Source organism: Micromonospora sp. NPDC005324 (assembly GCF_040607155.1).
Classification (GTDB): domain Bacteria; phylum Actinomycetota; class Actinomycetes; order Mycobacteriales; family Micromonosporaceae; genus Micromonospora; species Micromonospora trifolii.
The window spans coordinates 26947-50152 of record NZ_JBEXGE010000005.1 but is presented as its reverse complement, the minus strand read 5'-3'; the positions used below and the strand labels follow the sequence as shown (position 1 = coordinate 50152).

Genomic DNA, 23206 nt, shown 5'->3' with positions numbered 1-23206 from the left:
GCGGGCGGTTTGGCGTGTCGGGGCGGGTCAGGCCGGATCGAGCAGGGCGACCTCGCCGGTGGCCAGGTCGTAGAGGCCGCCGACCACTGCCACCCGGCCGGCGGCCACCGGCCCGGCCAGCAGATCGTCCTCGCGCAGGGTGCGCACCGTGCGCCGGACGTGCCGGCGGATCGCCAGCGGCTGCACCGCCGGGTCGTCGAGCCCCGCCTCGGTCACCGCCGGGGCGATCTCGTCCACCAGGTACGCCAGCGACCCGCCGGGACGCTGCCCGGTGCGAAGCGCCTCCACCGTGGCCTGCACCGCGCCGCACCGCTCGTGGCCGAGGACCATGACCAGCGGTACGCCGAGCTGGCCGACCACGTACTCGATCGAGCCGCAGACCGCGCGATCGAGCACGTGCCCCCCGGTACGGATCACGCAGATCGCGCCGAAGGTCTGGTCGAAGATCGCCTCCAGCGGCACCCGGGAGTCGATGCAGCCCAGCACCACCGCGTACGGCTGCTGGTCGCCGGAGGCCGCGGCGGCGGCCGTGACGTCGTGTCCGTGCACCGGCTGGCCGCTGACGAACCGCCGATTGCCGGCGAGCAGATCGGCCAGCGCGGCGCGAGGCGTACCGCCGGCCTGCCGCCCCTGCCCCGACGTCGCGCCCATGGGCGCTCCCGACGACCCCATGCCGTTCAGCTTGGCCCTCCGCCGTCCGGCACGGGCGAGGTCGGGAATGTTCGCCACGGCGCGATTGGCGTGGTGTCATGGCGGGTAGCCGGTGTTACCGCCGGGTATCGGAGGTGCTGGTGGTACGGGGCGGCCCTGGGGAGGTGGCGATGCCGGAGCGGTTCGAGGTCGGTCTGCCGGACGGCGTACGGCTCAACGTCGAGGCGACGGGCCCGACGGACGCCCAGGTCACCGCCATCCTGCTGCACGGCTGGACGCTGGACGGGCGCGCCTGGCACCGGCAGGTCGACGCGCTCGCCGCACCGCCGTTCGGCGGCGCGGTACGGGTGGTCGCCTACGACGCGCGGGGGCACGGCCGGTCCAGCTGCATGGCGCTCCCCACTGCCACCCTGGCCCAGCTGGGTGACGACCTGGCCGCGGTGATCGACGCGGTCGCGCCGACCGGCCCGGTGGTGCTGGTCGGGCACTCGATGGGCGGCATGACGATCATGGAGTACGCCCACCGCCACCCCGCGCACTTCGCCGCCCGCACCGCCGGCCTGGTCTTCGTCTCGACCACCGCCGAGGGGCACACGCACACCGTCTACGGGCTTTCGCCGCGGATCGCCCGGTTGATCCGGCTGGCCGAGACGACCGGCGCCGGCGTGCTGGCCCGGTGTGGCTCGTGGCGCGCGCCCCGGGCACTGCTGAACGCGCTGCAACCGAGCATCCGGTGGATGCTCTTCGGTGACCGCTGCGAACCGACCGACATCCGCCTGGTGACGTCCGCGGTGGCTCGGGCCTCGCTGCGCTCGATCGGCGGGTTCCGCGCCTCCATCGGCACCCAGCACCGACTGGACACCCTCGCCGCGTTGGCCCACCTGCCGGCCGCCGCCCTGGTCGGCGACCGGGACCGGCTGACCCCGCCGCCGTGCGCCGAGTCGATCGCCGCCGCCCTGCCGGCCACGGAGCTGACCGTCTGTCCAGGCGCCGGGCACATGCTGATGTTGGAACGGCCGGAGGAGGTGAACGCCGCGCTCACCGGCGTGCTGCGGCGGGTGCTCGCCGAATCGCCGCCGGCCCACACTGGTGCGACCCCCGCCGAGGCGGGTGCCTGAGCACGTTCGCGCACCTCGGGCGCGGCGGGTCGGGCCCAGGGCCGTACTCTTCTCGGTTGGCCCGCGCGGTTCCCGCCGCCTGCCGGCGACCTCTGAAGGAGCGTGCGTTGACCGACCAGACCGGCCTGGAGCAGGAGATCGCCGTCGAGCAACGACACCTCGACCGGGTGTACGCCCGACTGGCCGAGCTGCGGCAGTCGGCCGTCCGCGCCGAGCGTGACGGTTACCGGATGGCCCGGGTGGGCACGCACGGCGCCCTGGTCGAGCGCGACGCGATGGTCTTCCACGCGGCGCAGCGGCGGCACACCCTGGACGCCGAGCACGAGGGGCTGGTCTTCGGCCGGCTGGACCTGCGCGACCGTCAGATGCTGCACGTCGGGCGACTGGGGATCCGCGACGAGAACGCCGTCACGCTTGTCGTCGACTGGCGCGCGCCGGCCGCCGCCGCCTTCTACCAGGCCACCCCGGCGCAGCCGCTGGACGTGGTGCGGCGCCGCACCATCCAGTCCCGCGCCGAGCGGGTCACCAGGATCGAGGACGACCTGCTCGACCCGACGGCAGCCCCGGAGGGCATGACCGTCGTCGGTGACGGCGCGTTGCTGGCCACCCTCTCCAAGGCCACCGGCCGCGGCATGCGCGACATCGTGGCGACCATCCAGCGGGAGCAGGACGAGGCGATCCGCTCGCCCGGTTCCGGGGTGACGATCGTCGCGGGCGGCCCCGGCACCGGCAAGACCGCTGTCGCCCTGCACCGGGCCGCGTTCCTGCTGTATTCCGACCGCAGCCGCTACGCCGGCGGCGGCATCCTGGTGGTCGGCCCGTCGTCGGTCTTCGTCGAGTACATCGGCTCCGTGCTGCCGTCGCTCGGCGAGGACACAGCGACCCTGCACTCGCTGGGCACCCTCTTCCCGGGGATGACCGCCACCCGCCCCGACCCGCCCGAGGTGGCGGCGGTGAAGGGCTCGCTGCGGATGCGCCGGGTGCTGGAGCGGGCGGCCCGCGACGCGGTGCCGGGCGGCCCGGGTGAGCTGCGGCTGCTCTACCGCGGCACGCTGCTGCGGCTGGACCGGGCCGCGCTGGACCGGATCCGGGACCGCGCGCTGCAACGCGGCGCACGACGCAACGAGGTGCGCCGGGCCGGTTTCGACGGGGTGTTCGCCGCGCTCTGGGCGCAGGCCCGCGAGCTGAGCAGCGGCCGCCTGCCGGAGCAACCGGCCTTCGAGGCGGAGATCGCCGAGCGGGCAGAGTTCCGGGAGTTCCTCAAGGCGTGGTGGCCTCGGCTGCATCCCCGGCACGTGCTCGGCTGGCTGGCGCAGCCGGACCGGCTGCGCCGGTACGCCGGGGGGATCCTCTCCTCGGCGGAGATCCGGCTGCTCAACGCCGCGTACCGGAACCTGGACCCGGCCGGGTTGACCATCGCCGACGTGGCTCTGCTGGACGAGTTGGACGCCCTACTTGGTAAGCCCGCGCAGCCGGCCCGCGCGCGACGCGATCCGTTCCAGCTCGCCGGCGGCGTCCGCGAGCTGAGCACCCTCGGTGAACGGCAGCGGGCCGCCCGCGCGGCGGCCCGGGAGCGTCCGGAGGACTACCGGGAGTACGCGCACGTGGTGGTGGACGAGGCGCAGGACGTCTCGCCGATGCAGTGGCGGATGGTCGGTCGGCGCGGCCGACTGGCCTCCTGGACGGTGGTGGGCGACCCCGCGCAGACCGCGTGGACCGGCGATCCGGAGGAGCTGACCCGAGCCCGCGACCAGGCGCTGGGCCGGCGCAAGCGACACGACTTCACGCTCACCACCAACTACCGCAACTCGGCGGAGATCTTCGCGGTGGCGGCGGCGGAGATCCGCCGGCTCTACCCGGACCTGCCGCTGCCGACCGCCGTGCGCTCCACCGGCGTCGAGCCGGTCGAGCTGGTGGTGCCCGCGACGGGGTTGGAGACCGCGACAGTGGAGGCCGCCGCCGGCCTGCTGGCCGAGGTGGAGGGCACGGTCGGGGTGATCACGCCAGTCCCCCGCCGGGACGAGGTCGCCGGTTGGCTCGGCGCGCTCGGCGCGCCGAGGTTGCAGGTGGTGACCAGCCTCGAGGCCAAGGGCATGGAGTACGACGGTGTGGTGCTGGTCGCCCCGAGCGAGATCCGGGCCGATCCGGGCGCCGGGGTGCGCACCCTGTACGTGGCGCTCTCCCGGGCCACCCAGCGGCTCACCACCATCGACCCGACCGGCTGACGTGTGCGTACTGCCGCCAGCGGGAGGCGCTGCCCGTACACTTGCACACATTGCGATGTGAACATATATTTGACCGGTTCCCGACCAGCGGCGGAAGGTGGTTCTCGTGGGCGCAGGTCATGACCACCACCATGGGTCCGTCGCCAATGCCGCACACCAGCACCGAGGTCGACTCTGGGCGGCATTCGGGCTGCTCGCCACCCTGATGGTGGTCGAGGCGGTGGTCGCCCTGCACACCGGCTCGCTCGCCCTGCTCTCCGACGCCGGGCACATGTTCACCGACGTGCTCGGCATCGGGATGGCCCTCGCCGCCATCACGGCGACCCGGCGGGCCACCGGCGACCCGCAGCGCACCTTCGGGCTCTATCGACTCGAGGTGCTCGCCGCGCTTGCCAACGCCGTCCTGCTCTCCGGCGTCGCCATCTACGTGGTGATCGAGGCGATCCGCCGTTTCGGCGACCCGCACCAGGTCATCGCCGGCCCGATGCTCGCGGTGGCCGTGCTCGGCCTGCTCGCGAACATCGCCGCCTTCGCGCTGCTGCGCGCCGGGGCGCGCGAGAGCATCAACCTCCAGGGCGCCTACCTGGAGGTGCTCGGTGACCTGCTCGGCTCGCTCGGCGTCATCGGCGCGGCGCTGCTCATCACCGTCACCGACTGGTGGTGGGCCGACCCCCTGGTGGCGGTCGCCATCGGCGTGTTCATCCTGCCGCGCACCTGGCGGCTGGCCCGCGCCGCCATCCGCATCCTGGTGCAGGCCGCCCCGGAGCACCTCCAGGTGACCGCCGTGCACGACCGGCTGGCCGCCGTCCCCGGTGTCGTCGAGGTGCACGACCTGCACGTCTGGACGCTCACCTCGGGCATGGAGGTGGCCTCCGCTCACCTGACCATGGCACCCGGCGCGGAGGTCGGCGCGGTGCTCACCGCGGCGCGTACGGCCCTGCACGACGACTTCCGCATCGAGCACGCGACGTTGCAGATCGAGCCCGGCGCCGCCTCCGGAGCGTGTGGCTCGATCGAATGGTGACGGAGCCGTGATTTTCCGTGGTGACGCACGCACCGTCCGTCACATTGGCTGCACGGGTCCCATCGGCACCGGTAGGCTCGGTCCCGGCCTCCACCAGGCGGCGCCCTCCCGGCGCCGGTGGTGGTCGTCGCCTAATCGCCCAGCTGGGCGAACCGGGGAACCACGTTCCTGGGGTGCATCCGCGTCAGCGGTAGGGATCTTCCGTCCCGAACCCGTCAGCTAACCCGGTCGGCGGCTGACGGAAGGACATGCGCAGTGGCACCAGCACGACCACCCGCCGCCCGACTGGCGGCCCTGATCGTCGCGATGTTCGCCCTCGGCGTCGCGCTCCCGGCCGGCACCGCCTCGGCCGCTCCCCCGACCGGCCTGCGGGCCGCCGCACCCGACTCCGACGAGGAGGGCGGCACCCCGGCGTTGCGCGCCCAACTCGAGGCGGCCAGCAAGGGCTACCTGGACGCGAAGCGCGCCCTGGACACCTCGGTGCAACGGCAGAAGCAGCTCGCCACCCAGCTGAAGACCATCGAGGTCGAGATCGACCAGCGCAACGGCAAGGTCGGCGAGATCGCCGAGGTGGCCTACCGCACCGGCCGGCTCGGTGCGATGTCGGCGCTGCTCAACAGCAACACTCCGGAAGGCTTCATGGACCGCGCGGCCGCGCTGGACGCTGTGGCGGCCAACGAGGACCGGGTGCTGCGCGACCTGCTGAACAGCAAGGACAAGGCCAACCGCACCCGGGTCGCCCTGGACGGCGAGATCAACGAACAGCGCAAGCAGGTCGCGGTGATGGCCAAGCGCAAGGAGCAGGCCGAACGGGCCCTGACCGTGGCCACCACACCCAAGCCGCAGACCACCGCCGACACCGGCTCCAACCGGGGCACATCCAGCGCCAACGCGACGGCCGCGCCGCGCAACTCCGACGGCTCCTGGCCCTCCGAGTCGTGCAGCGTCAACGACCCCACCCCGGCCAGCGGCTGCATCACGCCACGCACCCTGCACGCGCTCAACCAGGCCAAGGCCGCGGGCTTCACCCGGTACGTCTCGTGCCACCGCCCCAGCGGCTCCGGTGAACACCCGAAGGGCCGGGCCTGCGACTTCGCGGCGCAGAAGGGCGGCTTCGGCGGGAACGCCACCGGCGGTGACAAGACGTACGGCAACAACCTGGCCGCGTACTTCATCCGCAACGCGGACCGGCTCGCCGTGCTCTACGTGATCTGGTACAGGCAGATCTGGCTGCCCAGCAGCGGGTGGAAGTCGTACAGCGGGGCGCACGGCACCCCGTCCACGGACCACACCAACCACGTACACCTGTCGGTCTACTGAGCCACGCGTCGTGATGCCTGTGAGTCATCGTCATGACTCACAGGCATCACGTGTGTCCGGGCCGGGCTACGTCGCCGGGCGTACCCCTGATGTCGTCGGTCGTCGGACGACCCGGCCGCGGTCGGCGGGCAGCATCGCGGTATGCCTCGGATCCGACCCACCACCCGCAAGGCGCTGCTCACCCTGCACCTCGTCACCTCGCTCGGCTGGCTCGGCGCCGACCTGGTGCTGCTCACCCTCGGCATCGCCGTGCAGCGGGGCGCCGACCCGGCTGTGGTCTATCCGGTCACGGCCCTGGTCGGCACGGTGCTGTTCGCGCCGCTGAGCGTCCTGGTCTGGCTGATCGGAGTCGCCAGCTCGCTGCTCACCCCGTGGGGCCTGCTGCGCCACCGCTGGGTGCTGGTCAAGCTCGTGCTCACCACCGTGATGGTCGGGCTGGTGCTGTTCCTGCTCACCCCGAACCTGCGCCACGCCGGAGTGGTCGGCGCTGCCCTGCCCACACGGGACCGCGCCGACCTGGTCATCGCGCCGGCGGTGTCGACCAGCCTGATGATCATCGCGACGGTGCTGTCCACCTACAAGCCGTGGGGCCGGCGTCCCGCCAGACGAACCACGTCACCCACCACAACTCCATGATCGGCGAGCAGGGGCGAGGCTGGGCACGTGAGCCGACGGGGCTGGTCAGGCCGGTTGTGGGGGGTTGCCGGTGCGGTCCAGGGCCGCGCCCAGCCGGGTGGCGAGGGCCAGGTGGGCGGCTTGGGCCTGGCGGAACGCGTACCGGAACAGTGGCGTCGGCGCGGTCAGGGTGATCTCGACGTCGATGCGGACCAGGCCGTCCGGCTCGGCGCGTAGTCGGGTGTGGTTGCGCACTGTGGTCGCCGGCCACTGGCGGGCCACCATGACGATCTCGTCGGCCTCGCTGATCAACACGTCCGCGTGGTAGGTGGTCCGGAAGCGCAGCGGACCGGCCGCCAACCGGTCGTTGATCGTGTAGCTGGCCTGGGCGCCGGGCCGGGGCGGCACCCGCCGGACCCGGACGATCAGCGGATGCAGCTCGCCCTGCCGGGTCAGGTCGCCGAGCAACGCCACCGCCTCGGCGGGCGAGCACCGGGCCTGGACGGTGTAGCTGAAGGTATCCCTGCTGACCACACCGTCTCCCGCCGTCGTTGGTCGCCCGATCGTCCCGTACCGATGTCTGGCTGGCAACGCCCCACGTCCCCTCAGCGCCGCGCCGGAGCGGGCCGATGCGGCGACCTGTCACCCCCTGCGCCATTAGGGTCGGTTAGTACAAAATCTTCCGAAGGTGCCGGAGGGCGGCCAGGATGAACGGCGACGACCAATGAGTGGGCACGTGATGGTCTTCGCGCCCACCCCACAGCTGACGGTGACGGTGGACCAGCCCAACGACCACCCCGAGTTGCACCTGCACCCCGGCGGGCAGGGCGTCTGGCAGGCCCGGATGGTGATCTCCCTCGGTGTCGACGTGGTGCTCTGCGCCGCCCTCGGCGGTGAGATCGGCCAGGTGCTGGAGCCGCTGCTGGTCAGCGAGGGCGTGGATCTCAAGGTCGTGGTCCGTGACTCCGGCAGCGGCGGGTACGTGCACGATCGCCGCGAGGGCTCCCGGCAGGAGGTCGCCGACGTGCCCGGGCAGCCGCTGAGCCGGCATGAGATCGACGAGCTGTACAACCTCGCCCTCGGCGAGGGCCTGCGGGCCTCGGTGAGCATCCTCAGTGGGCCGAACGAACCGTGGCTCGTCCCAGCCGACCTGTACCGACGCTTCGCCGCCGACCTCGGCGCGAACGGCGGCCGGGTGGTGGTCGACCTCTCCGGCGACCACCTCGGTTCGGTGCTGGAGAGCGGGGTGTTCTTCCTCAAGGTGAGTCACGAGGAGTTGATCCGCGACGGTCGCGCCCGCAGCGACGACACCGAGGAGCTGACCCGGGCCATGTACGAGCTGCACGCGGGCGGCGCCGAGACGGTGGTGGTGAGCCGCGCCGACCAGCCGGCGTTGGCGCTCATCGACGGGGAACTGTTCCAGGTCGAGATGCCGCGGCTGGAGGCCGCCGACCCGCGCGGCGCGGGCGACTCGATGACCGCCGGAGTGGCGGCCGTCGTGGCCCAAGGCGGTGACATTCGGACCGCCATCCGCACCGGCGCCGCCGCTGGCGCGCTGAACGTGACCCGGCACGGCCTGGGCACCGGGCGGCTGGACTCGATCACCGGCCTGGTGGACCGCGTCCGGCTGGTGCCGGCGGACAGCCGGCAACAGGAGCGGACCACCCCGGACGAGTTGGCCGAGCGGGTGGCCGAGCGGTGACAGTGCGGGTGTTGATCACCAACGACGACGGGATCGCGGCGCCGGGCATCCAGGCGCTGGCCTGGGCTGCCCGGAAACGGGGCCTGGACGTGGTGGTGGCCGCGCCGATGGAGGAGGCGAGCGGCACCAGCGCCGCGATGAGCGCCATCGAACGCGACGGGCGAGTCGTCGTCGACGAGCACCCGCTGCCAGACCTGGCGGGTGTGCCGGCGTTCGGGGTCGCCGGGTCACCGGGCTTCATCACGCTGATCGCCCTGCACGGGGCGTTTGGCCCACCGCCGTCGGTGGTGCTCTCCGGCGTCAACCGGGGCGCGAACGCCGGCCGGGCGGTGCTGCACTCCGGGACCGTGGGCGCCGCGTTCACCGCCGCCACCAACGGCTGCCGGGCAATGGCGGTCTCCCTGGACGTGCTCTCCGCCGGCGAGGCGACTGCCGCGAGCGGTGGCGCCGCCGTGGACGCCGCCGCCCGGGTACGCGACGCCGAGCGGCACTGGAGCACCGCCGCGCGGGTCGCCCTGGACCTGCTCCCCCGGTTGACCTCCGCGCCGATGGAGAGCGTGCTCAACGTGAACACCCCGGACCTGCCGCACGGGCAGCTGCGCGGGGTGCGGCGCGGGACGCTGGCCAGCTTCGGTCAGGTGCAGATGACGGTGGCCGAATCCGGCCACGGGTTCGTCCGTACCTCGCTGGAGGAGCCGGGGCAGGCCGCGCAGCCGGGCACGGACGTGGCGTTGCTCGCCGCCGGGTACGCGTCGGTGACGGCCATCCGAGCGGTCACCGAGGCGACCGACATCGACCTGACCGGCCTGGACGAGCAGCCCTGACGGAGACGCCCGACGCGCTCAGGCGCCGGGCAGCACCTCGGGGGTGGCAGCGCCGGCGAAGTAGGGCTCCGGGGCGCCGAAGAGGCCGAGCAGGCCGGTCACCCAGAGCTGCCGGTGCACGAACCGGCTCGGCTCGGTGACCACCAGCTTGACGTCGCTGACCTCGGCTGTCTGGAAGCCGGCGACCATGGCGCTGATGCCGACCGAGTCGATGAAGGTGACCAACCTCATGTTGAGTTCGATGCGCAGCGGGCGGCCCTTGGCCAGCACCTCTGCGATCGCTTCGCGCACCTCGTACGCTGTGTCGACGTCGATCTCGCCCCGCGGGGCTATCTCCACGACACCACCGGACAGAACCGATTTCACGATCGACAGGCTCACGCGAGCACCTCCACCCGCCCGTCCCCCGGGCGCCTCATCAGTACGCGGGCCGCGACCGAGAGTATTCCTCCGACGGCCTCGGTCGCCACCCCTCGGGATGAGCAATTCGCGGATCCGGGCCCACAAAGCCACCCATATCCGCACTTTTCAGTATCTGATTACTCAGGACTTTCGTTATCTGACCATCGCCGATCGGTCGTGACCGACGCGCCGCCGAACCAGGGTAGCGGTCCGGACCCGGCGCACCCGACAAGCGGCTCAGGACGTACGCCTGCCCCGTGTGCCGTCGGCGTGTCGCCCACCGCTGGCCGGCGCGATCCGCGCCGCCGTTTGCCGACACGCCCTAGCATCGGCCGGGACACCCCGCGACGGAGAGGATCTTCGATGATCAAGCGACTTGCCGGCCTGGCCGGCGTCGGTGTTCTGCTCGCCCTCGTCCTGGCCTGCGGTTTCGGTGGCGGAGGCGATGATGACGACGATGACGACGACTTCGCCCGAGGTGTCGCCGTCTCAGCGGTGCGCTGAGTCGGCAGGCGCGCCGGGTTCCGGCGCGCCGAGCTACCGGTGCTCCGCTGACGTCGGGGTTTGCGTCCGGCTGACGTGGGGCACTGCGGGGTAGGCGACACCGTGACGCGCTGGAAAGACGCCGAAGTCCGAAGTGGCCGGCGGCTTCGGCACCTGAGGAGGTAACCACGATGTTCGGAACCAACCTGTTGGACCGCCGCAGCAAGCCGGAGCGGATTGCGGACCAGGCCTGGGAGCACCTGCTCTCGGCCGTCAGCTACGCCGGAGACAGTGTGCGGGACACCGCCCGCTCGGCCCGCCAGAACAGCAGCGACCTCGCCGACGGGGCGGGTGACCTGGTGGGATCGGCCGCCGAGGAGGCGCGCCGCCGCGCCTCGCTGGCCTTCGACGCGCTCGCCGGCCGCCAGCCGGCACTGCCCTGGACGCTCCTGATCGGCGCCGCGCTCGTCGGCGCGGCGGTCGGCTGGGCTGTCGGCTCCGCCGCTCGGGCCGCCGGCAGCCGGGACGACCGCGCCGTCGACGACGTGGAGTTCGTCGACGTCGACCGTCCCAACTCCCCCGCCATCTGACCGACAGCACCACTGCGGGCCCCGATCGACTCAGGTCGAGCGGGGCCCGCACGTCGTTCGTCCAGGCCCGCCCGCGTCGATCATGCAGTTGTGGTGGTGGACGATTGTGGCAGGGACCAGCATTTCGCCCACCACAACTCCATGATCAGCGGGGTGGGTGGGTGGGTGGGTGGGTGGGGCCGGTCCGCCGGGTTGCCGGACCCCTCAGGCGGCCCGGCGGACCGGTGCACGGGTGATGATCCGGGTGACGTCGTGCCCGGGGGACGAGCACGACGACGGGGACGGGCGGAGCTGCCCTGGCTCCACCACCCGACGCGACGGTTCCCGCAATCGAGGAACGCCATTACCGTAACCGAAGGACGCTCGCTTTGGAAGCGCTCCCATCATCGATGTTCGTCCTCGCTTCCCACCCCTGCCGCCCAGGTCGGGCCGCGCCGTCACCCGGTCCGGGCGAGGGCGACTCACCCGGGGCAGCGGCAGGATCGCAGCACGGCGGACCTTCGGCCGCACGCCAGCACCGGTCCGCCATCGAACAGCGGAGGAGGGACAGATGGCCATCGCGGAGATCAACCGCACCGACCAGGACATCCAGTCCGCCGTGCTCGACGAGCTGACCTGGGAACCGCGGGTGCAGCCGCACGAGATCGGCGTGACCGTCGCCGAGGGCGTCGTCACCCTGACCGGCCGCGTGGACAGCTACGCCAAGAAGTGGGCCGCCGAACGGGCCGCCCACCGGGTCACCTCGGTCCGGGCCGTCGCCAACGACGTGGCCGTGCAGCTCACCAACGGCACCGAGCGCGCCGACAGCGACCTGGCCGCCGCGGCCAGCCACGGGCTGGAGTGGGACGCGTTCGTGCCCGTCGAGAAGCTCCAGGTCACCGTCTCGGCCGGCTGGGTGACGCTGCACGGCGACGTCGAGTGGGAGTACCAGCGCCGAGCCGCCGAACGGGCGGTCGCCCGACTGACCGGCGTACGCGGGGTGAGCAACGGCATCACCGTCCGACCGGCCACCGCGCCGGAAGCCCGCAACCTGGCCGACCGGATCGTCGACGCCCTCGCCCGGGCCGGAGCGACCGAGGCCGAACGGATCAGCGTCCGGGTGCACGGCGACACCGCGATACTCGCCGGGCTGGTGCACTCGATGCCCGAACGGGCCGAGGTCGAGCAGGTGGCCTGGTCCGCGCCGGGCATCCGGGAGGTGCAGAACCACATCGCGGTCGCCCCGGTGCTGGGCTGAGCGGACGCGGGCGCCCGCTCGGCGGGCACCGAGCAGACGCGGAACCACCCGGGGTGGGTGAGCCCGTATCACCCACCCCGGAAGCAGGCTGGTGGCATGAGTGATCCGAACGGGCTGATCCAGCCGGGACGCACCGCGCCCGGCTTCACCCTGCCGGCCACCCCGGACGGGGCTCTGCTGGGGCCCGAGCAGTTCCGTGGCCGGCCGGTCGTGCTCGCCTTCTACCCCGCCGACTGGAGCCCGGTCTGCGGCGACCAGATGTCGCTCTACCAGTCGGCGGCACCCGTCTTCGCCCAGTACCAGGCGGTGGTGCTCGGCCTGTCGGTGGACAGCAAATGGTCACACCGGGCGTTCGCGGAGAGCCGGGGCATCGAATTCCCCCTGCTGGCCGACTTCGAGCCGAAGGGCGAGGTGGCCCGCAGCTACGGCGCGTACATGTCGAACGGTGAGGCGGCTCGCGCGCTGGTGGTGCTGGACCCGGCGGGGAAGGTGGCTTGGAGCTACCTGTCGCCGCCCGAGGTCAATCCCGGCGCCGACGGCATCTTCGACGCGCTGGACCGACTCGCCGCCGATCGGAAGGTGATGGCCGGATGAGCACGCCACTGCAGGTCACCGCCCGACTTCGAGACCCGGTGACCAGCGACGACCACATCCGGGGGCCGGCCGACGCGGCGGTGACCATCGTCGAGTACGGCGACTTCCAGTGCCAGTTCTGCGGTGCCGCGTACCCGAACCTGCACGAGTTGCTGCGGCAGCGGGCCGAAACCGTACAGCTGGTCTACCGGTACTTCCCGATCGCGAACGTGCACCCGTACGCCGAACGGGCTGCCGAGACGGCCGAGGCCGCCGGGGTTCGGGGCCGGTTCTGGGAGATGCACGACTGGCTCTACGAGCATCAGGACCAGCTCGACCCGGTGCACCTCTCGCTCGGCGTCGAGCAGGTCGGGTTGCCGCCGGACGAGTTGAACGCCGAGGTGGAGAACCGTGCGCACGCGGACCGGGTGCGCCGCGACTTCGTGGGGGGCATCCGCAGCGGGGTGAACGGCACCCCCACCCTGTTCGTCAACGGCATCAGGCACGACGGCGGGTACGACCTGCCCGACCTGTTGACGGCCGCGGACGCCGCCGCCAACGCCTGACCCGCTCAGATCAGCCGCAACTCGCGCGCCCGTCGGACCGCCTCGCGCCGGCGGGTCGCGTCGAGTTTGCGGTAGATGTTGCGGACGTGGGTCTTCACAGTGTTGACCGAGAGGGACAACTCGCTGGCGATCTCCACGTTGGACAGGATGCTCTGCAGGTAACGCAGGATGGTCAGCTCCCGCTCGGTGAGCGGCTCGTCGAGCGCGCCCCTCGGCCCGACGGACGGCCCGGCGGTGCTCTGCCCGGCCCCCCGCACCAGGTCACTGACCAGCGCGAAATGCGCGGTACCCGCGTCCAGGTGCACGGCCAGCAGGTCCCGCACCTGAGGTTCGGCGCGGGTGAAGACCCTCCGGCAGCCCTGCGGGCCGGCCAGGTCCAGCGTCTGCTCCAGGATCCGACCCGCCCGACGTCCGTCCCCGGCGCGCTCGGCCAGCACCGCGTCCAGCAGACCGGCGTCCAGGCGTACCGGTAGCGGCCAGGCCGTGGCGGCCGGCGCCTGCCAGTCCGGCAGGGTCCGCTCGGCGGCGCCGGCGTCGCCGGCGAGCAGGTGCACCTTCGCCAACGTCACAGCGAGCACCGGGTCGGCCCCCTCGTCGGCGGCGTCGGCCAGCAGGTCGCGGGCGGAGTCCAGGTCGCCTCGCGCGGCCCTCAGTTCGGCTTCGGTGGCCCGCAGCAGACCGGTCACCTCGGCGGCCGACGGCCGGCCGGCCAGCGCCTCCCGGGCCCGGACGAGCAGCCGCTGGCCGGCCGCCGGGTCACCGGAGTCGCGGCGCAGCTGTGCCCGGCACAGCGCGGCCACCGCCGCCGCCACTGGTTCGTCCGAGGCGGCGGCCAGCCAGTCGTCGCCGACCTCGGGGTTGCCGGCCCAGCCGCCCGCGGTGTCGAGCGCCGGGAGGGCGAGGGCGAGGTTCGCCGTGGCTTCCTCGGGCTGGTCGCGCAGCAGCGCCACCACGGCGAGAGCCAGGTACGCGTGGCCGCAGTCGAGCCGACAGGCCCAGCCCCGACAGGGCGGCATGCCGAGCGCGTCCCGGGCCGCCTGCTCGGCTGCCCGCAGCTCGCCGCGCAGCGCGAGCAGCAGCGCGGCTCGGCTCGCGGCGACCAGCTCGGTGCGCTGGCGGCCGGCCTCGCGAGCCGCTGCCCGGGCCCGGACGAACCGGGCGGTGGGAAGCGCGCCGTCGGCCAACTCGACCAGCCCCAGCGCTGTGCCGGTGAACGCCCGCAGGTCCAGGTCGTCGGCGGCGCCACCACCACCGGCCGTCGGGGCGGAACCGGTCGGCAGCCGGGTCGGCGTGGCCTCCGCCGGGCGGGTGCGCAGCAGGCGAGCGGCGGCGGCCCGAACCTCAGCGCGGTCGTCGGCGAGCCGGGCCACCGTCAATTCCAGCGCGGTGACCAACCGCAGGAACCGGTCCCGGCGCGGCACCGGCAGTCCCGCGGCGTGCCCGGCGGCGGTCCGCAGGTGACCGCTGGCGGCCGGCAGGTCACCGGCGTACGCGCGCTCGGCGGCGCAGGCCAACGCCACCTCCGGGTCGGCGCGGATCACCTCCGCCGGCGGCTGCGCGGGTGCCGGGGCGTGCACCGGGTCCCGGTCGTAGCGGGTCAGCTCCGGCCAGTGCGCGACGAACAGGTCACCGGCCAGGTCCCAGCGGCCGGCGGCCAGGGCGTGCCGCAGACCGTCGGCGGGCCGGCCGTCGCCCGCGTACCAGTCGGCGGCCCGGGCGTGCAGCTCGCGCAGCTCGTCGGCGGGCAACCGGGCCAGGTCGGCGCGGAGCAGATCGGCGAGCAGGGACTCGCACCGGTACCAGGGCGGCCGGGTGTCCTCCCGGTGCAGCAGACCACCGGTCCCGGCCAGGTCGGCCAGCGCCTGCCCGGCGTCGGCGCGGCCGGTCAACGCCTCGGCCAGGTCCGCGCAGACGGTGTCGACGACGGCGGTACGGCGCAGCAGGTCCGCCTCGCCCGGGTCGAGCGTCGCCAGCACCTCCTCGTGCAGGTAGCCGGCGATCTCCGGCTGGTCCCCGCCGAACTGCCCCACCCACCGCTCCGGGTCGGGCTGTCCGCGTACCGCCAGGGCGGCGATGCGCAGCGCGGCCGGCCAGCCGCCGGTGCGCTCCCGCAGCCGGCGCACGGCGGTCGCCGGCAGCGCCGCGGCGTGGGCGGTGAGCAGGTCGGCCACCTCGTCGTCGGTGAACGCGAGTTCGTCCGGGCCGATCTCGGTCAGCTCGCCGGCGAGGCGGAGCCGGTGCAGTGGCAGGTGCAGTCCGGCCCGCGCGCCGATCACCAGACGGAGCCGGCGTCCGGCGTGCCGCAGCAGGAACTCCAGGCCGGTCAACGCCGCCGGGTCGGCGACCCGGTGCAGGTCGTCCACAATCAGCAGCACCGGCCGGTCGGCGGCGGCGAGCGTGGCGGCCAGCGCCTCCAGTTGGTCGGAGCGCGGCGGCCGGTCGGGCACCGGGCCGTCCTCCGTCGCCCCGGTCGCCGAGCGCAACGCCGCGGCGAGGTACGCCCAGAGCCGGTCGGAGTCGTCACCGGCCTCCACCGACATCCACGCCGAGACCGGGTCGTCAGCCGACGAAACCGACAGGTCGCCGGAGTCCGGCACGACAGCGCCCGGCTCCACGTCGGGCGGCGCGCCGCCCAGCCGCACCCAGGAGGCGAGCAGGGTGGTCTTGCCCCAGCCGGCGGGGGCGGCCACCACTGTGACAGGTCCCGCGCTGCCCTCGTCCAACCGGCGCAGCAGGCGGGGCCGCGCCACCACCGGCTCCGGCGGCACGGCCGGCGTCAGCCGGGACGCCAACAGCGGTGGCCCCGGTGCCGGTTCGACACGTACGTGTTCCTGTTCCGGCACCCAGCCCCACCCCCACCACGCGCTCCGCCCCCGGTCGGCGAGCGGTTACCCGGCACGGGCCGGTTCACCCCTTCCGGGCGAGCGCGCTTCACCCGGGCGCGACCGACGATCGGGGGACGTGAACTCCGAGGACGGGTGGTACCGATGGGACGGCTGGCGCGGGCGGGACCCGCCCTCGGCGGCGCGGCGCTGGCCGGGGCGGCGCGGCTGCTGCGCGTACCCCATCGGGGTGGCCGGCCCGGCGCGGACGGCGACGCCGACGCGTCGGCCCGGTGGGAGGTGGTGACCGTCGACCGACCGCCGGAGCAGGTGCTTCCGGACGGCCGCTGGCCGGAGCCACTGCGCCGCCTGGAGGGGGCGGTCGAGGTGCGGGTACGCCCGGCGCCCGGCGACCGGGGCACCGAGCTGGCCGCCCGGCCACTGGCCGGCGTCACCCCGCCGACCGGGCTGGCCGCCCACCTGGTCGGCGACGACCCGGGTCTGCTCGTGCGCCGGACCCTGCGCCAGATCAAGCAATGGGTGGAGGCCGGTGAGGTGCTCCGCGCGGACCGCTCCGCGCTGGACCGCCCCGAGGTCCACGGGTGAGGGCGCTGTGCTGGGTGGCCGCCGACGAGCTGGCGGTACGCGAGGTGCCCGACCCGGAGCTGCGCAACGAGCGTGACGTCATCGTCCGGGTCCGGCGCAGCGCCACCTGCGGAGGTGACCTGCCGCTGCTGGCCGGCCGCCACCCGCTGCTGCGGCCCGGCGACGTGCTCGGCGCGGAGTTCCTGGGTGACGTGGTCGAGGTCGGCCCCGGGGTCCGCCGACACCGCGCCGGCGATCGGGTGGTCGTCGGCGCGAGCGTGGCCTGCGGCGGCTGCTGGTACTGCCGCCAGGGCCTGCACTCCTGCTGCGACAACGCCCGTGCCGACCTGCCCAGCGCCGACCCCGACTGGGCCCGCTCCGACGCCGGCTGCTTCGGCCGGCCCCGGGCGGCGGGCGGCTTCGCGGGCGGCCACGCCGAGTACGTGCGGGTGCCGTACGGCGACGTGAGCGCCTTCCGGGTGCCGGACGCCGTCGACGACGACCGGGCGGTGTTCGCCGCCGACGTGGCGCCGACCGGGTGGCTCGCTGCCGAGTTGGGTGCGGTGCGCTCCGGCGACGTGGTGGCGATCTGGGGCGCCGGGGCGGTGGGCCAGGTGACCGCCCGGGCGGCGGTGCTGCGCGGCGCCGCCCGGGTGCTGGTCGTGGACCGGCACGAGGAGCGGTTGCGGATGGCCGAGCGGCACTCCGGCGCCGAGCCGCTCGACTACCGCCGCAGCGACGTCGCGGCCGAGCTGCGCGAGCGCAGCGGGGGGCGTGGGCCGGACGTGTGCGTGGTGGCGGTCGGCACGCCACCGGCCCGGTCGAGGGCCGACCGGTTCGGTGGCCAGCACGCCGACCGACCGGACGCGCTGCGGGAGGCCGTGCACGTGTGTCGCAAGGGCGGCGTGGTGGTGGTGCTCGGCACGGCGGGCGGGTTCGTCGACGCGTTCCCGCTGGGCGCGCTGACCGAGCGGCGGCTCACGCTGCGCGGCGTCGGTCGACCGGATCTGCGGGACGTGCCGATGCTGCTGGAGCGGATGGCCCGCGACGAGCTGCGGACCGAACACCTGGCCACCCACCGGCTGCCGTTGGCGCAGGGCCCCGAGGGGTACGCGCTGTTCCGGGACCGGGCCGACGGCTGCGTACGCGCCGTGTTCACGCCGTGACCGCCTCCTCGTGATCGCTGATCGGCGACCACGAATGGCAGACTCCGAGGATGACTGGCGAGCGAACGTACGACGTGGTGTTGTTCGGAGCGACCGGGTTCACCGGCGGCCTGACCGCCGAATACCTGGCCCGACACGCGCCGGCCGAGCTGCGCTGGGCGTTGGCCGGGCGCAACCCGCAGCGCCTCGCCGCCGTACGGGACCGGCTCGCCGCCATCGACCCGAGCCTGGCCGACCTGCCGCTGCTCACCGCCGACGTGACCGACGGCGACTCCCTACGGGCGGTGGCGCGAAGCGCCCGGGTGGTGGCCAGCACGGTCGGCCCGTACGTCCACCACGGGGAACCGCTGGTCGCGGCCTGCGCCCGGGCCGGCACCGACTACCTGGACATCACCGGCGAGCCCGAGTTCGTCGACCTCATGTACGTGCGTCACCACGCCGAGGCGACACGCACCGGCGCACGGCTGGTGCACGCCTGCGGCTTCGACTCCATCCCGCACGACCTGGGCGTCTGGTTCACCGTCAAGCAGCTGCCCGCGGACGTCCCGATCACCGTGGACGGGTACGTGCGCGCCGGCGGCCGGTTCTCCGCCGGCACCTACCACTCGGCGCTCACCGCGTTCTCCCGTACCGGGCAGGCCAGCCGGGCCGCCCGGGATCGCCGGGCGGTCGAGCCACGCCCCACCGACCGGCGGGTCCGGGCGGTGCCCGGCCGGCTCGCCCGCTCGGCGGAGCTGGGCATCTGGACCGTGCCGCTGCCGACCATCGACCCGCAGGTGGTCCGCCGCTCGGCCGCGGCCCGCCCGGAGTACGGCCCGGACTTCCGCTACCGGCACTTCGCCGCGGTGAAGCGGCTGCCCACAGTGCTGGCCGGCGCGGCCGGGCTCGGCGCGCTGATCGGGCTGGTGAAGCTGCCGCCCAGCCGACGCTGGCTGCTCGGCCGGCTCGCATCCGGGCAGGGGCCCACGGCGGAGCAGCGGGCGTCGTCCTGGTTCCGGGTCCGGTTCGTCGGCACCGGCGGTGGGCAGCGGGTGGTCACCGAGGTCGCCGGTGGTGACCCCGGCTATGACGAGACGGCGAAGATGCTCGCCGAGTCGGCGCTGTGCCTGGCACTCGACGAGCTGCCGCCAACCGCCGGGCAGCTCACCCCGGTCGCCGCGATGGGTGACGCGCTGTTCGACCGGCTCGTCCGGGCCGGGCTCACCTTCCGGGTGCTCAAGCAGGAGACGCGGGAGCCCTCGGCTTGACCCTCGACCGGGTCGAGGGGGCAGGATGCCCGGCGTGAGCGACCTGCACAGCATCGGCGAGCTGGCCCGGGCCAGCGGCCTGACCGTCAGCGCCCTGCGCTTCTACGACTCGGCGGGGGTGCTGGAGCCGACAGTGGTCGACCCCGTGACCGGCTACCGCTGGTATGCCGCGGAGCAGATCGCCCCGGCCCGGCTGGTGGCCGGGCTGCGTCGGATCGGCATGCCGGTGCCGGAGATCGCCGCGGCGGTACGCGCCGAACCGGCAGTGGTGCACCAACTGCTCGACGCGCACCTGCGCCGGCTGGCCGACGGGCTCAGCGACGCCCGCCGCGAGGTCGACCGGCTCCGGGCCCTGGTCGACCCGGCCCCGCCGACGGCCACCACGCTCCTGGCCGGCCCCGCCGCCCTGGCCGCCGCGCTCGACGCGGTGCGCTTCGCCGTCGGCGTCGACAGGGAGCTGCCGATGCTCGCCGGAGTGCTGTTCGACGTGGAGTCCGACGGCGTCCGGCTCGTCGCCACCGACAGGTACCGGCTCGCGCTGGCTCGGGCCGCGGCCGACGTCGACGGGCCGCCGGTGCGGGTGTTCCTGCCGGTGACCCTCGTCGACCAGCTTCGGCCACTGCTCGACACCGCCGACACCTGGCCGGTACGGCTGACCGTGGCGGGCGCGGACCTGCGGGTGCGGGTGGCCGACCGCACGCTGACCGGCACCGCCCTGCCGTACGACTTTCCGGACTATCACCGGCTGCTGCGCAAGTCCGTCGGTGAGCGGCCGACCGCGCGCCGGATCCCGGTGGACGTGGCAGCGCTGCGCGCCGCGCTGGCCGACCCGGCGGCCCCCACCGTCGCCCTCGACCACGACGGCACGACCCGGGAGGTCACAGTGCTCGGCGTCGACGACCGGGGCGGGCTGCGGCTGCTTCCCGCCGCCGACCTGGGCACCGACGCGCTGCGGGTCGGGGTGGACGGTGGTTACCTGCTGGACGCGCTGAACGCGGCCGGCGCGCCGCAGCTGGTGCTGGAGTTGGATGGGCCGATCGCCCCGCTGGCCGTACGCCGACCGGACGACGCGGACACCTACTCGGTGCTCATGCCGATCCGGCTGGAGAACCTCCCCGTCCCGGGCCGAGAGGGCCGCGACGGTAGCATCTGATGGTTCACCAGTGAACCCCGGACGGAGGCGTACGGAGCAGCATGCTCGACATGGAGTTGATCCGGAAGGATCGCGAGGCGGTGGCGACCGCGCTGGCGAAGCGTCTGGATCCCGCCGAGGTCACCAGTGCCCTGGACGAGATCCAGCGGCTCGACCAGGAACGTCGCGCCCTGATCACGGAGATCGACGCCGAGCGGCAGCGCCGCAAGGCCGAGGCCCGGGCGTACGCGCAGGCGAAGCGGGCCGGCGAGGAGCCACAGGCCGTCGCGCCGGAGGCGGAGCGTAGGCAGCTCGCCGACCTGGAGTCCCAGCTGGACGAGGTGCAGGCCCGGCTGCGCGACGCGATGAGTGAGCTGCCCAACCTGCCCAGCGACGACGTCGTGGCCGGCGGCAAGGAAGCCAACCGGGTGGTGAAGACCTTCGGTGAGCCGCCGGTGATCGAGAAGGTCCGCGACCACGTGGAGCTGAGCCGCGCGTTGGGCCTGGTCGACTACGAGCGCGGGGTCAAGCTCGGCGGGTCCGGTTTCTGGATGTACACAGGGGTCGGGGCCCGACTGGAGTGGGCGTTGCTCAACTACTTCGTCGACCAGCACATCAAGGCCGGCTACGAGTTCCTGCTCCCGCCGCACCTGCTGCTGGATTCGGCCGGCTTCGCCGCCGGGCAGTTCCCCAAGTTCTACGACGACGTCTACCACCTGGACTCGGCGTCCGCCCCGCGCGGCCAGTTCCTGCTGCCCACGTCGGAGACGGCGATCCTCGGCGCGTACCAGGACGAGATCCTGGAGACCCCGAAGCTGCCGCTGAAGGCGTTCGCGTACACCCCGTGCTACCGGCGGGAGTCGGCCGGCTCGCACTCGGACGAGCGCGGCACCGTGCGGGGGCACCAGTTCAACAAGGTGGAGATCTTCCAGTTCACCCTGCCGGAACAGGCCGACGCGGCGCTGGAGGAAATGCTCGCCCACGCCGAGAGCCTGGTCGAGGGCCTGGGTCTGCACTACCAGCGCACCCTGCTCTCGGCCGGTGACGCCAGCGCCTCGATGAAGAAGACCCTCGACATCGAGGTGTGGATGCCGAGCACGGGCAAGTACAAGGAGGTGTCGTCGGTCTCCTGGGCCGGTGACTACCAGGCTCGTCGGGCGGCCATCCGTTACCGCGAGCCGGGCGGCAAGCAGACCCGCTTCGTGCACACCCTCAACGGCTCGGCGCTGGCGACGAGCCGGCTCTTCCCGGCCATCCTGGAGCAGTACCAGCAGGCCGACGGCAGCGTCCTGGTCCCCAAGGTCCTCCAGGACCGCCTAGGAACGGACCGCCTAACCCCCCGCTAGCCCGACCCACGACCCCGGCCCCGCCCTCCCCGATGTTGATCATGAAGTTACTGCCTCTCGCCTCGGCGTGTCACGGCAATAACTTCATGATCAACAGGGTTGGGTGGGGCGTGGGGGCGGGGGCGGGCTCGGGCTGCAGTTAGCAGCAGGAGGGCCGCCAGGGCGGCCAGGAGCAGGGTTGGGCCGGTTTCATCCAGGGTGTTGGCCACTGTGTGTTGTAGCTGGGACGCCGCTTGGATTACCGGGTCGTGCAGCGCGTCGCGGCGGCCGGCGGCCAGCCTCAGCTCGTACCAGCCGTACCAGGCGACGTAGCCGCCGGCGAGCAGCAGCACCAGGCCACTGAGGCGGGGCACCAGCGCGCCGGCGACGCGCAGCCGGGCCACCAGGCCGTCGCGCAGCAGCGCCACCCCGAGCGCGGCGACAGCCACCACCAGACCCATCCCGAGGGCGTACGCGCCGAACAGCGCCAATCCCTGACCGGTCGAGCCGGCCTGGAGGCTGGTCACGACGATGGCCAGGAACGGCGCGATGGCGCAGCCGAGTGACGCCAGCGCGTACGCCGCGCCGAACAGCGCCATCGACGGCCAGGACCGGGTCAGCCGGGGCGCCCGGGCGGACCAGCCGGGGGCGGGCAGCCGCCGACCGGCGAGCAACCAGCAGCCGGCCAGGACCAGCAGCACGCCGAGCGCCACGGTCAGCCACGGCAGCCGGGGCCGCAGCCAGCCGGCCAGCGGCGCGAGCGCCAGGCCGAACGCGCCGAACACCAGCACGTACCCCACTGTCAGCCCGGCCGCCGCGGTGAGCGCGCGGCCGACCGCGCCGCGGGTGTCCGACGTCCCGGCGACCAACAGCGAGAGGTACGCGGGCAGCAACGCGAAGCCGCACGGGTTGACCGCGCCGAGCATGCCGGCGGTCAGCGCGAGCAGCAGTGTGGCGGTCACGCCCCGGCCAGTGCGGCGACCCTGGCGGTGAGCGCCTCACCGTCCAGGAAGCCCTGGTGGACGACAGCGCCGTTCCGGTCGATGATCACGAAGATGCTCTGCTCGGTCACCTTGAACCGCTTCCAGAGCGCGCCCTTGGTGTCCTCGATCTGTCGCGTCGCGCCGAGGTCGAACTCGGTGACGAAGTCCTTGATGGCCTTGCGCTCGCCCAGCCCGGCGACGCCGATGATCGGCACGGTGTCCCGGTACCGGGGTTCGATCTCGGCCACCGTCCAGGCCTGGCTGGCGCAGGTGGCGCACCACGGCGCCCAGAACCACAGCACCACAGGTTTGCCGGCGAGCTGTGCCGCGTCGAACGCGGCCCCGCCGAGGGTGGTCCCGGTGAAGCGCAGCACGGCCGGGACCTGCACCGGGGCGGCGGGGGGTCCGCCGGTCGCCGTGCCGGTCGGCGTGGGCGGGACGCCGGTCGAGGCCGGGGCCGATCCGGCGGCGGCGGGCCCACCCGGCGCGGTGCCGGTACAGGCGGCGACGCCGAACAGGGCCACCACGAGCGCCCCGGCGATGGCGGCACGGCGTAGCTGCCCGACCGCTGTCCACGCCCTGCTGATCCGCATCCGCTTCTCCGTTCCGGTCCGGA

Annotated in this window: 23 protein-coding genes and 1 riboswitch; of the genes, 17 read left to right on the top strand and 6 right to left on the bottom strand. The window is 73.8% G+C overall.

Annotation, left to right across the window (positions count from 1 at the left end; genetic code table 11):
• Nucleotides 1–27: 27 nt before the first annotated feature.
• On the bottom strand, nucleotides 28–651 hold the full coding sequence (locus tag ABZS40_RS06775; protein WP_354942396.1) for a carbonic anhydrase: 624 nt from the start codon (nucleotides 649–651) through the stop codon (nucleotides 28–30).
• A 170-nt stretch (nucleotides 652–821) separates the two neighbouring features.
• On the opposite strand from ABZS40_RS06775, the gene ABZS40_RS06770 reads away from it, so the two are divergent.
• From ABZS40_RS06770 to ABZS40_RS06750, 5 genes are all read left to right on the top strand, one after another.
• The gene (locus ABZS40_RS06770; RefSeq protein ID WP_354942395.1) at nucleotides 822–1769 is read left to right on the top strand and encodes an alpha/beta hydrolase; all 948 of its coding nucleotides are present in this window, start codon (nucleotides 822–824) and stop codon (nucleotides 1767–1769) included.
• A gap of 107 nt (nucleotides 1770–1876) precedes the next feature.
• Entirely contained in the window at nucleotides 1877–3994 is a 2118-nt protein-coding gene (locus tag ABZS40_RS06765; RefSeq protein ID WP_354942394.1) for an AAA family ATPase, read from the top strand.
• Nucleotides 3995–4100: 106 nt separating this feature from the next.
• Nucleotides 4101–5018 (top strand): cation diffusion facilitator family transporter, encoded by a 918-nt coding sequence (locus ABZS40_RS06760; protein ID WP_238670076.1) that lies wholly within the window; start codon nucleotides 4101–4103, stop codon nucleotides 5016–5018.
• 118 nt (nucleotides 5019–5136) lie between these two features.
• Nucleotides 5137–5268: riboswitch (cyclic di-AMP (ydaO/yuaA leader) on the top strand.
• 56 nt (nucleotides 5269–5324) lie between these two features.
• Nucleotides 5325–6338, top strand: a complete 1014-nt coding sequence (locus ABZS40_RS06755) for a hypothetical protein (RefSeq protein ID WP_354942583.1) — start codon at nucleotides 5325–5327, stop codon at nucleotides 6336–6338.
• 141 nt (nucleotides 6339–6479) lie between these two features.
• Nucleotides 6480–6974, top strand: coding sequence for a hypothetical protein (locus tag ABZS40_RS06750; protein ID WP_354942393.1), 495 nt, complete (start codon nucleotides 6480–6482; stop codon nucleotides 6972–6974).
• 45 nt (nucleotides 6975–7019) lie between these two features.
• Here ABZS40_RS06750 and ABZS40_RS06745 read toward each other — a convergent pair whose 3' ends face one another.
• A complete protein-coding gene (locus ABZS40_RS06745) occupies nucleotides 7020–7487 on the bottom strand; it encodes an SRPBCC family protein (protein ID WP_354942392.1) in 468 nt (155 codons plus the stop codon).
• Nucleotides 7488–7677: 190 nt separating this feature from the next.
• Between ABZS40_RS06745 and ABZS40_RS06740 the strand changes: the two genes are divergently transcribed.
• Nucleotides 7678–8655, top strand: coding sequence for a PfkB family carbohydrate kinase (locus ABZS40_RS06740; protein ID WP_354942391.1), 978 nt, complete (start codon nucleotides 7678–7680; stop codon nucleotides 8653–8655).
• Nucleotides 8652–9479: a 5'/3'-nucleotidase SurE gene (locus ABZS40_RS06735; RefSeq protein WP_354942390.1), complete on the top strand. Its 828-nt coding sequence runs from the start codon at nucleotides 8652–8654 to the stop codon at nucleotides 9477–9479. The genes ABZS40_RS06740 and ABZS40_RS06735 overlap by 4 nt, the downstream gene beginning before the upstream one ends.
• 18 nt (nucleotides 9480–9497) lie before the next feature.
• Here ABZS40_RS06735 and ABZS40_RS06730 read toward each other — a convergent pair whose 3' ends face one another.
• The gene (locus ABZS40_RS06730; protein WP_030330302.1) at nucleotides 9498–9860 is read right to left on the bottom strand and encodes an STAS domain-containing protein; all 363 of its coding nucleotides are present in this window, start codon (nucleotides 9858–9860) and stop codon (nucleotides 9498–9500) included.
• 384 nt (nucleotides 9861–10244) lie between these two features.
• Between ABZS40_RS06730 and ABZS40_RS06725 the strand changes: the two genes are divergently transcribed.
• From ABZS40_RS06725 to ABZS40_RS06705, 5 genes are all read left to right on the top strand, one after another.
• On the top strand, nucleotides 10245–10385 hold the full coding sequence (locus tag ABZS40_RS06725) for a hypothetical protein (RefSeq protein WP_167457621.1): 141 nt from the start codon (nucleotides 10245–10247) through the stop codon (nucleotides 10383–10385).
• Between the two features lie 170 nt (nucleotides 10386–10555).
• Entirely contained in the window at nucleotides 10556–10954 is a 399-nt protein-coding gene (locus tag ABZS40_RS06720) for a hypothetical protein (protein WP_091409235.1), read from the top strand.
• 550 nt (nucleotides 10955–11504) lie between these two features.
• The gene (locus ABZS40_RS06715) at nucleotides 11505–12191 is read left to right on the top strand and encodes a BON domain-containing protein (protein WP_354942389.1); all 687 of its coding nucleotides are present in this window, start codon (nucleotides 11505–11507) and stop codon (nucleotides 12189–12191) included.
• Between the two features lie 96 nt (nucleotides 12192–12287).
• A complete protein-coding gene (locus ABZS40_RS06710) occupies nucleotides 12288–12785 on the top strand; it encodes a redoxin domain-containing protein (RefSeq protein WP_354942388.1) in 498 nt (165 codons plus the stop codon).
• A complete protein-coding gene (locus ABZS40_RS06705) occupies nucleotides 12782–13330 on the top strand; it encodes a DsbA family protein (protein ID WP_354942387.1) in 549 nt (182 codons plus the stop codon). The genes ABZS40_RS06710 and ABZS40_RS06705 overlap by 4 nt, the downstream gene beginning before the upstream one ends.
• Before the next feature lie 5 nt (nucleotides 13331–13335).
• Here ABZS40_RS06705 and ABZS40_RS06700 read toward each other — a convergent pair whose 3' ends face one another.
• The gene (locus ABZS40_RS06700) at nucleotides 13336–16173 is read right to left on the bottom strand and encodes a LuxR C-terminal-related transcriptional regulator (protein ID WP_354942386.1); all 2838 of its coding nucleotides are present in this window, start codon (nucleotides 16171–16173) and stop codon (nucleotides 13336–13338) included.
• A 135-nt stretch (nucleotides 16174–16308) separates the two neighbouring features.
• Between ABZS40_RS06700 and ABZS40_RS06695 the strand changes: the two genes are divergently transcribed.
• The 5 genes from ABZS40_RS06695 to serS are packed head-to-tail and all read left to right on the top strand — an operon-like array spanning nucleotide 16309 to nucleotide 21628.
• Nucleotides 16309–16758, top strand: coding sequence for a hypothetical protein (locus ABZS40_RS06695; protein WP_354942385.1), 450 nt, complete (start codon nucleotides 16309–16311; stop codon nucleotides 16756–16758).
• Nucleotides 16755–17903, top strand: coding sequence for an alcohol dehydrogenase catalytic domain-containing protein (locus ABZS40_RS06690; RefSeq protein ID WP_354942384.1), 1149 nt, complete (start codon nucleotides 16755–16757; stop codon nucleotides 17901–17903). The genes ABZS40_RS06695 and ABZS40_RS06690 overlap by 4 nt, the downstream gene beginning before the upstream one ends.
• Nucleotides 17904–17953: 50 nt before the next feature.
• Nucleotides 17954–19150 (top strand): saccharopine dehydrogenase NADP-binding domain-containing protein, encoded by a 1197-nt coding sequence (locus ABZS40_RS06685; protein ID WP_354942383.1) that lies wholly within the window; start codon nucleotides 17954–17956, stop codon nucleotides 19148–19150.
• A gap of 25 nt (nucleotides 19151–19175) precedes the next feature.
• Entirely contained in the window at nucleotides 19176–20303 is a 1128-nt protein-coding gene (locus ABZS40_RS06680) for a MerR family transcriptional regulator (RefSeq protein ID WP_354942382.1), read from the top strand.
• A gap of 41 nt (nucleotides 20304–20344) precedes the next feature.
• Nucleotides 20345–21628, top strand: coding sequence for a serine--tRNA ligase (serS, locus tag ABZS40_RS06675; RefSeq protein WP_354942381.1), 1284 nt, complete (start codon nucleotides 20345–20347; stop codon nucleotides 21626–21628).
• A gap of 47 nt (nucleotides 21629–21675) precedes the next feature.
• Here serS and ABZS40_RS06670 read toward each other — a convergent pair whose 3' ends face one another.
• Both ABZS40_RS06670 and ABZS40_RS06665 read right to left on the bottom strand, forming a co-directional pair.
• Nucleotides 21676–22569 carry a cytochrome c biogenesis CcdA family protein gene (locus ABZS40_RS06670; RefSeq protein WP_354942380.1) on the bottom strand — a complete coding sequence of 298 codons (894 nt, stop codon included), beginning with the start codon at nucleotides 22567–22569 and terminating at the stop codon, nucleotides 21676–21678.
• Nucleotides 22566–23183, bottom strand: coding sequence for a redoxin family protein (locus tag ABZS40_RS06665; RefSeq protein WP_354942379.1), 618 nt, complete (start codon nucleotides 23181–23183; stop codon nucleotides 22566–22568). Before ABZS40_RS06665 ends, ABZS40_RS06670 begins: the two co-directional genes overlap by 4 nt.
• Between the last annotated feature and the right edge of the window lie 23 nt (nucleotides 23184–23206).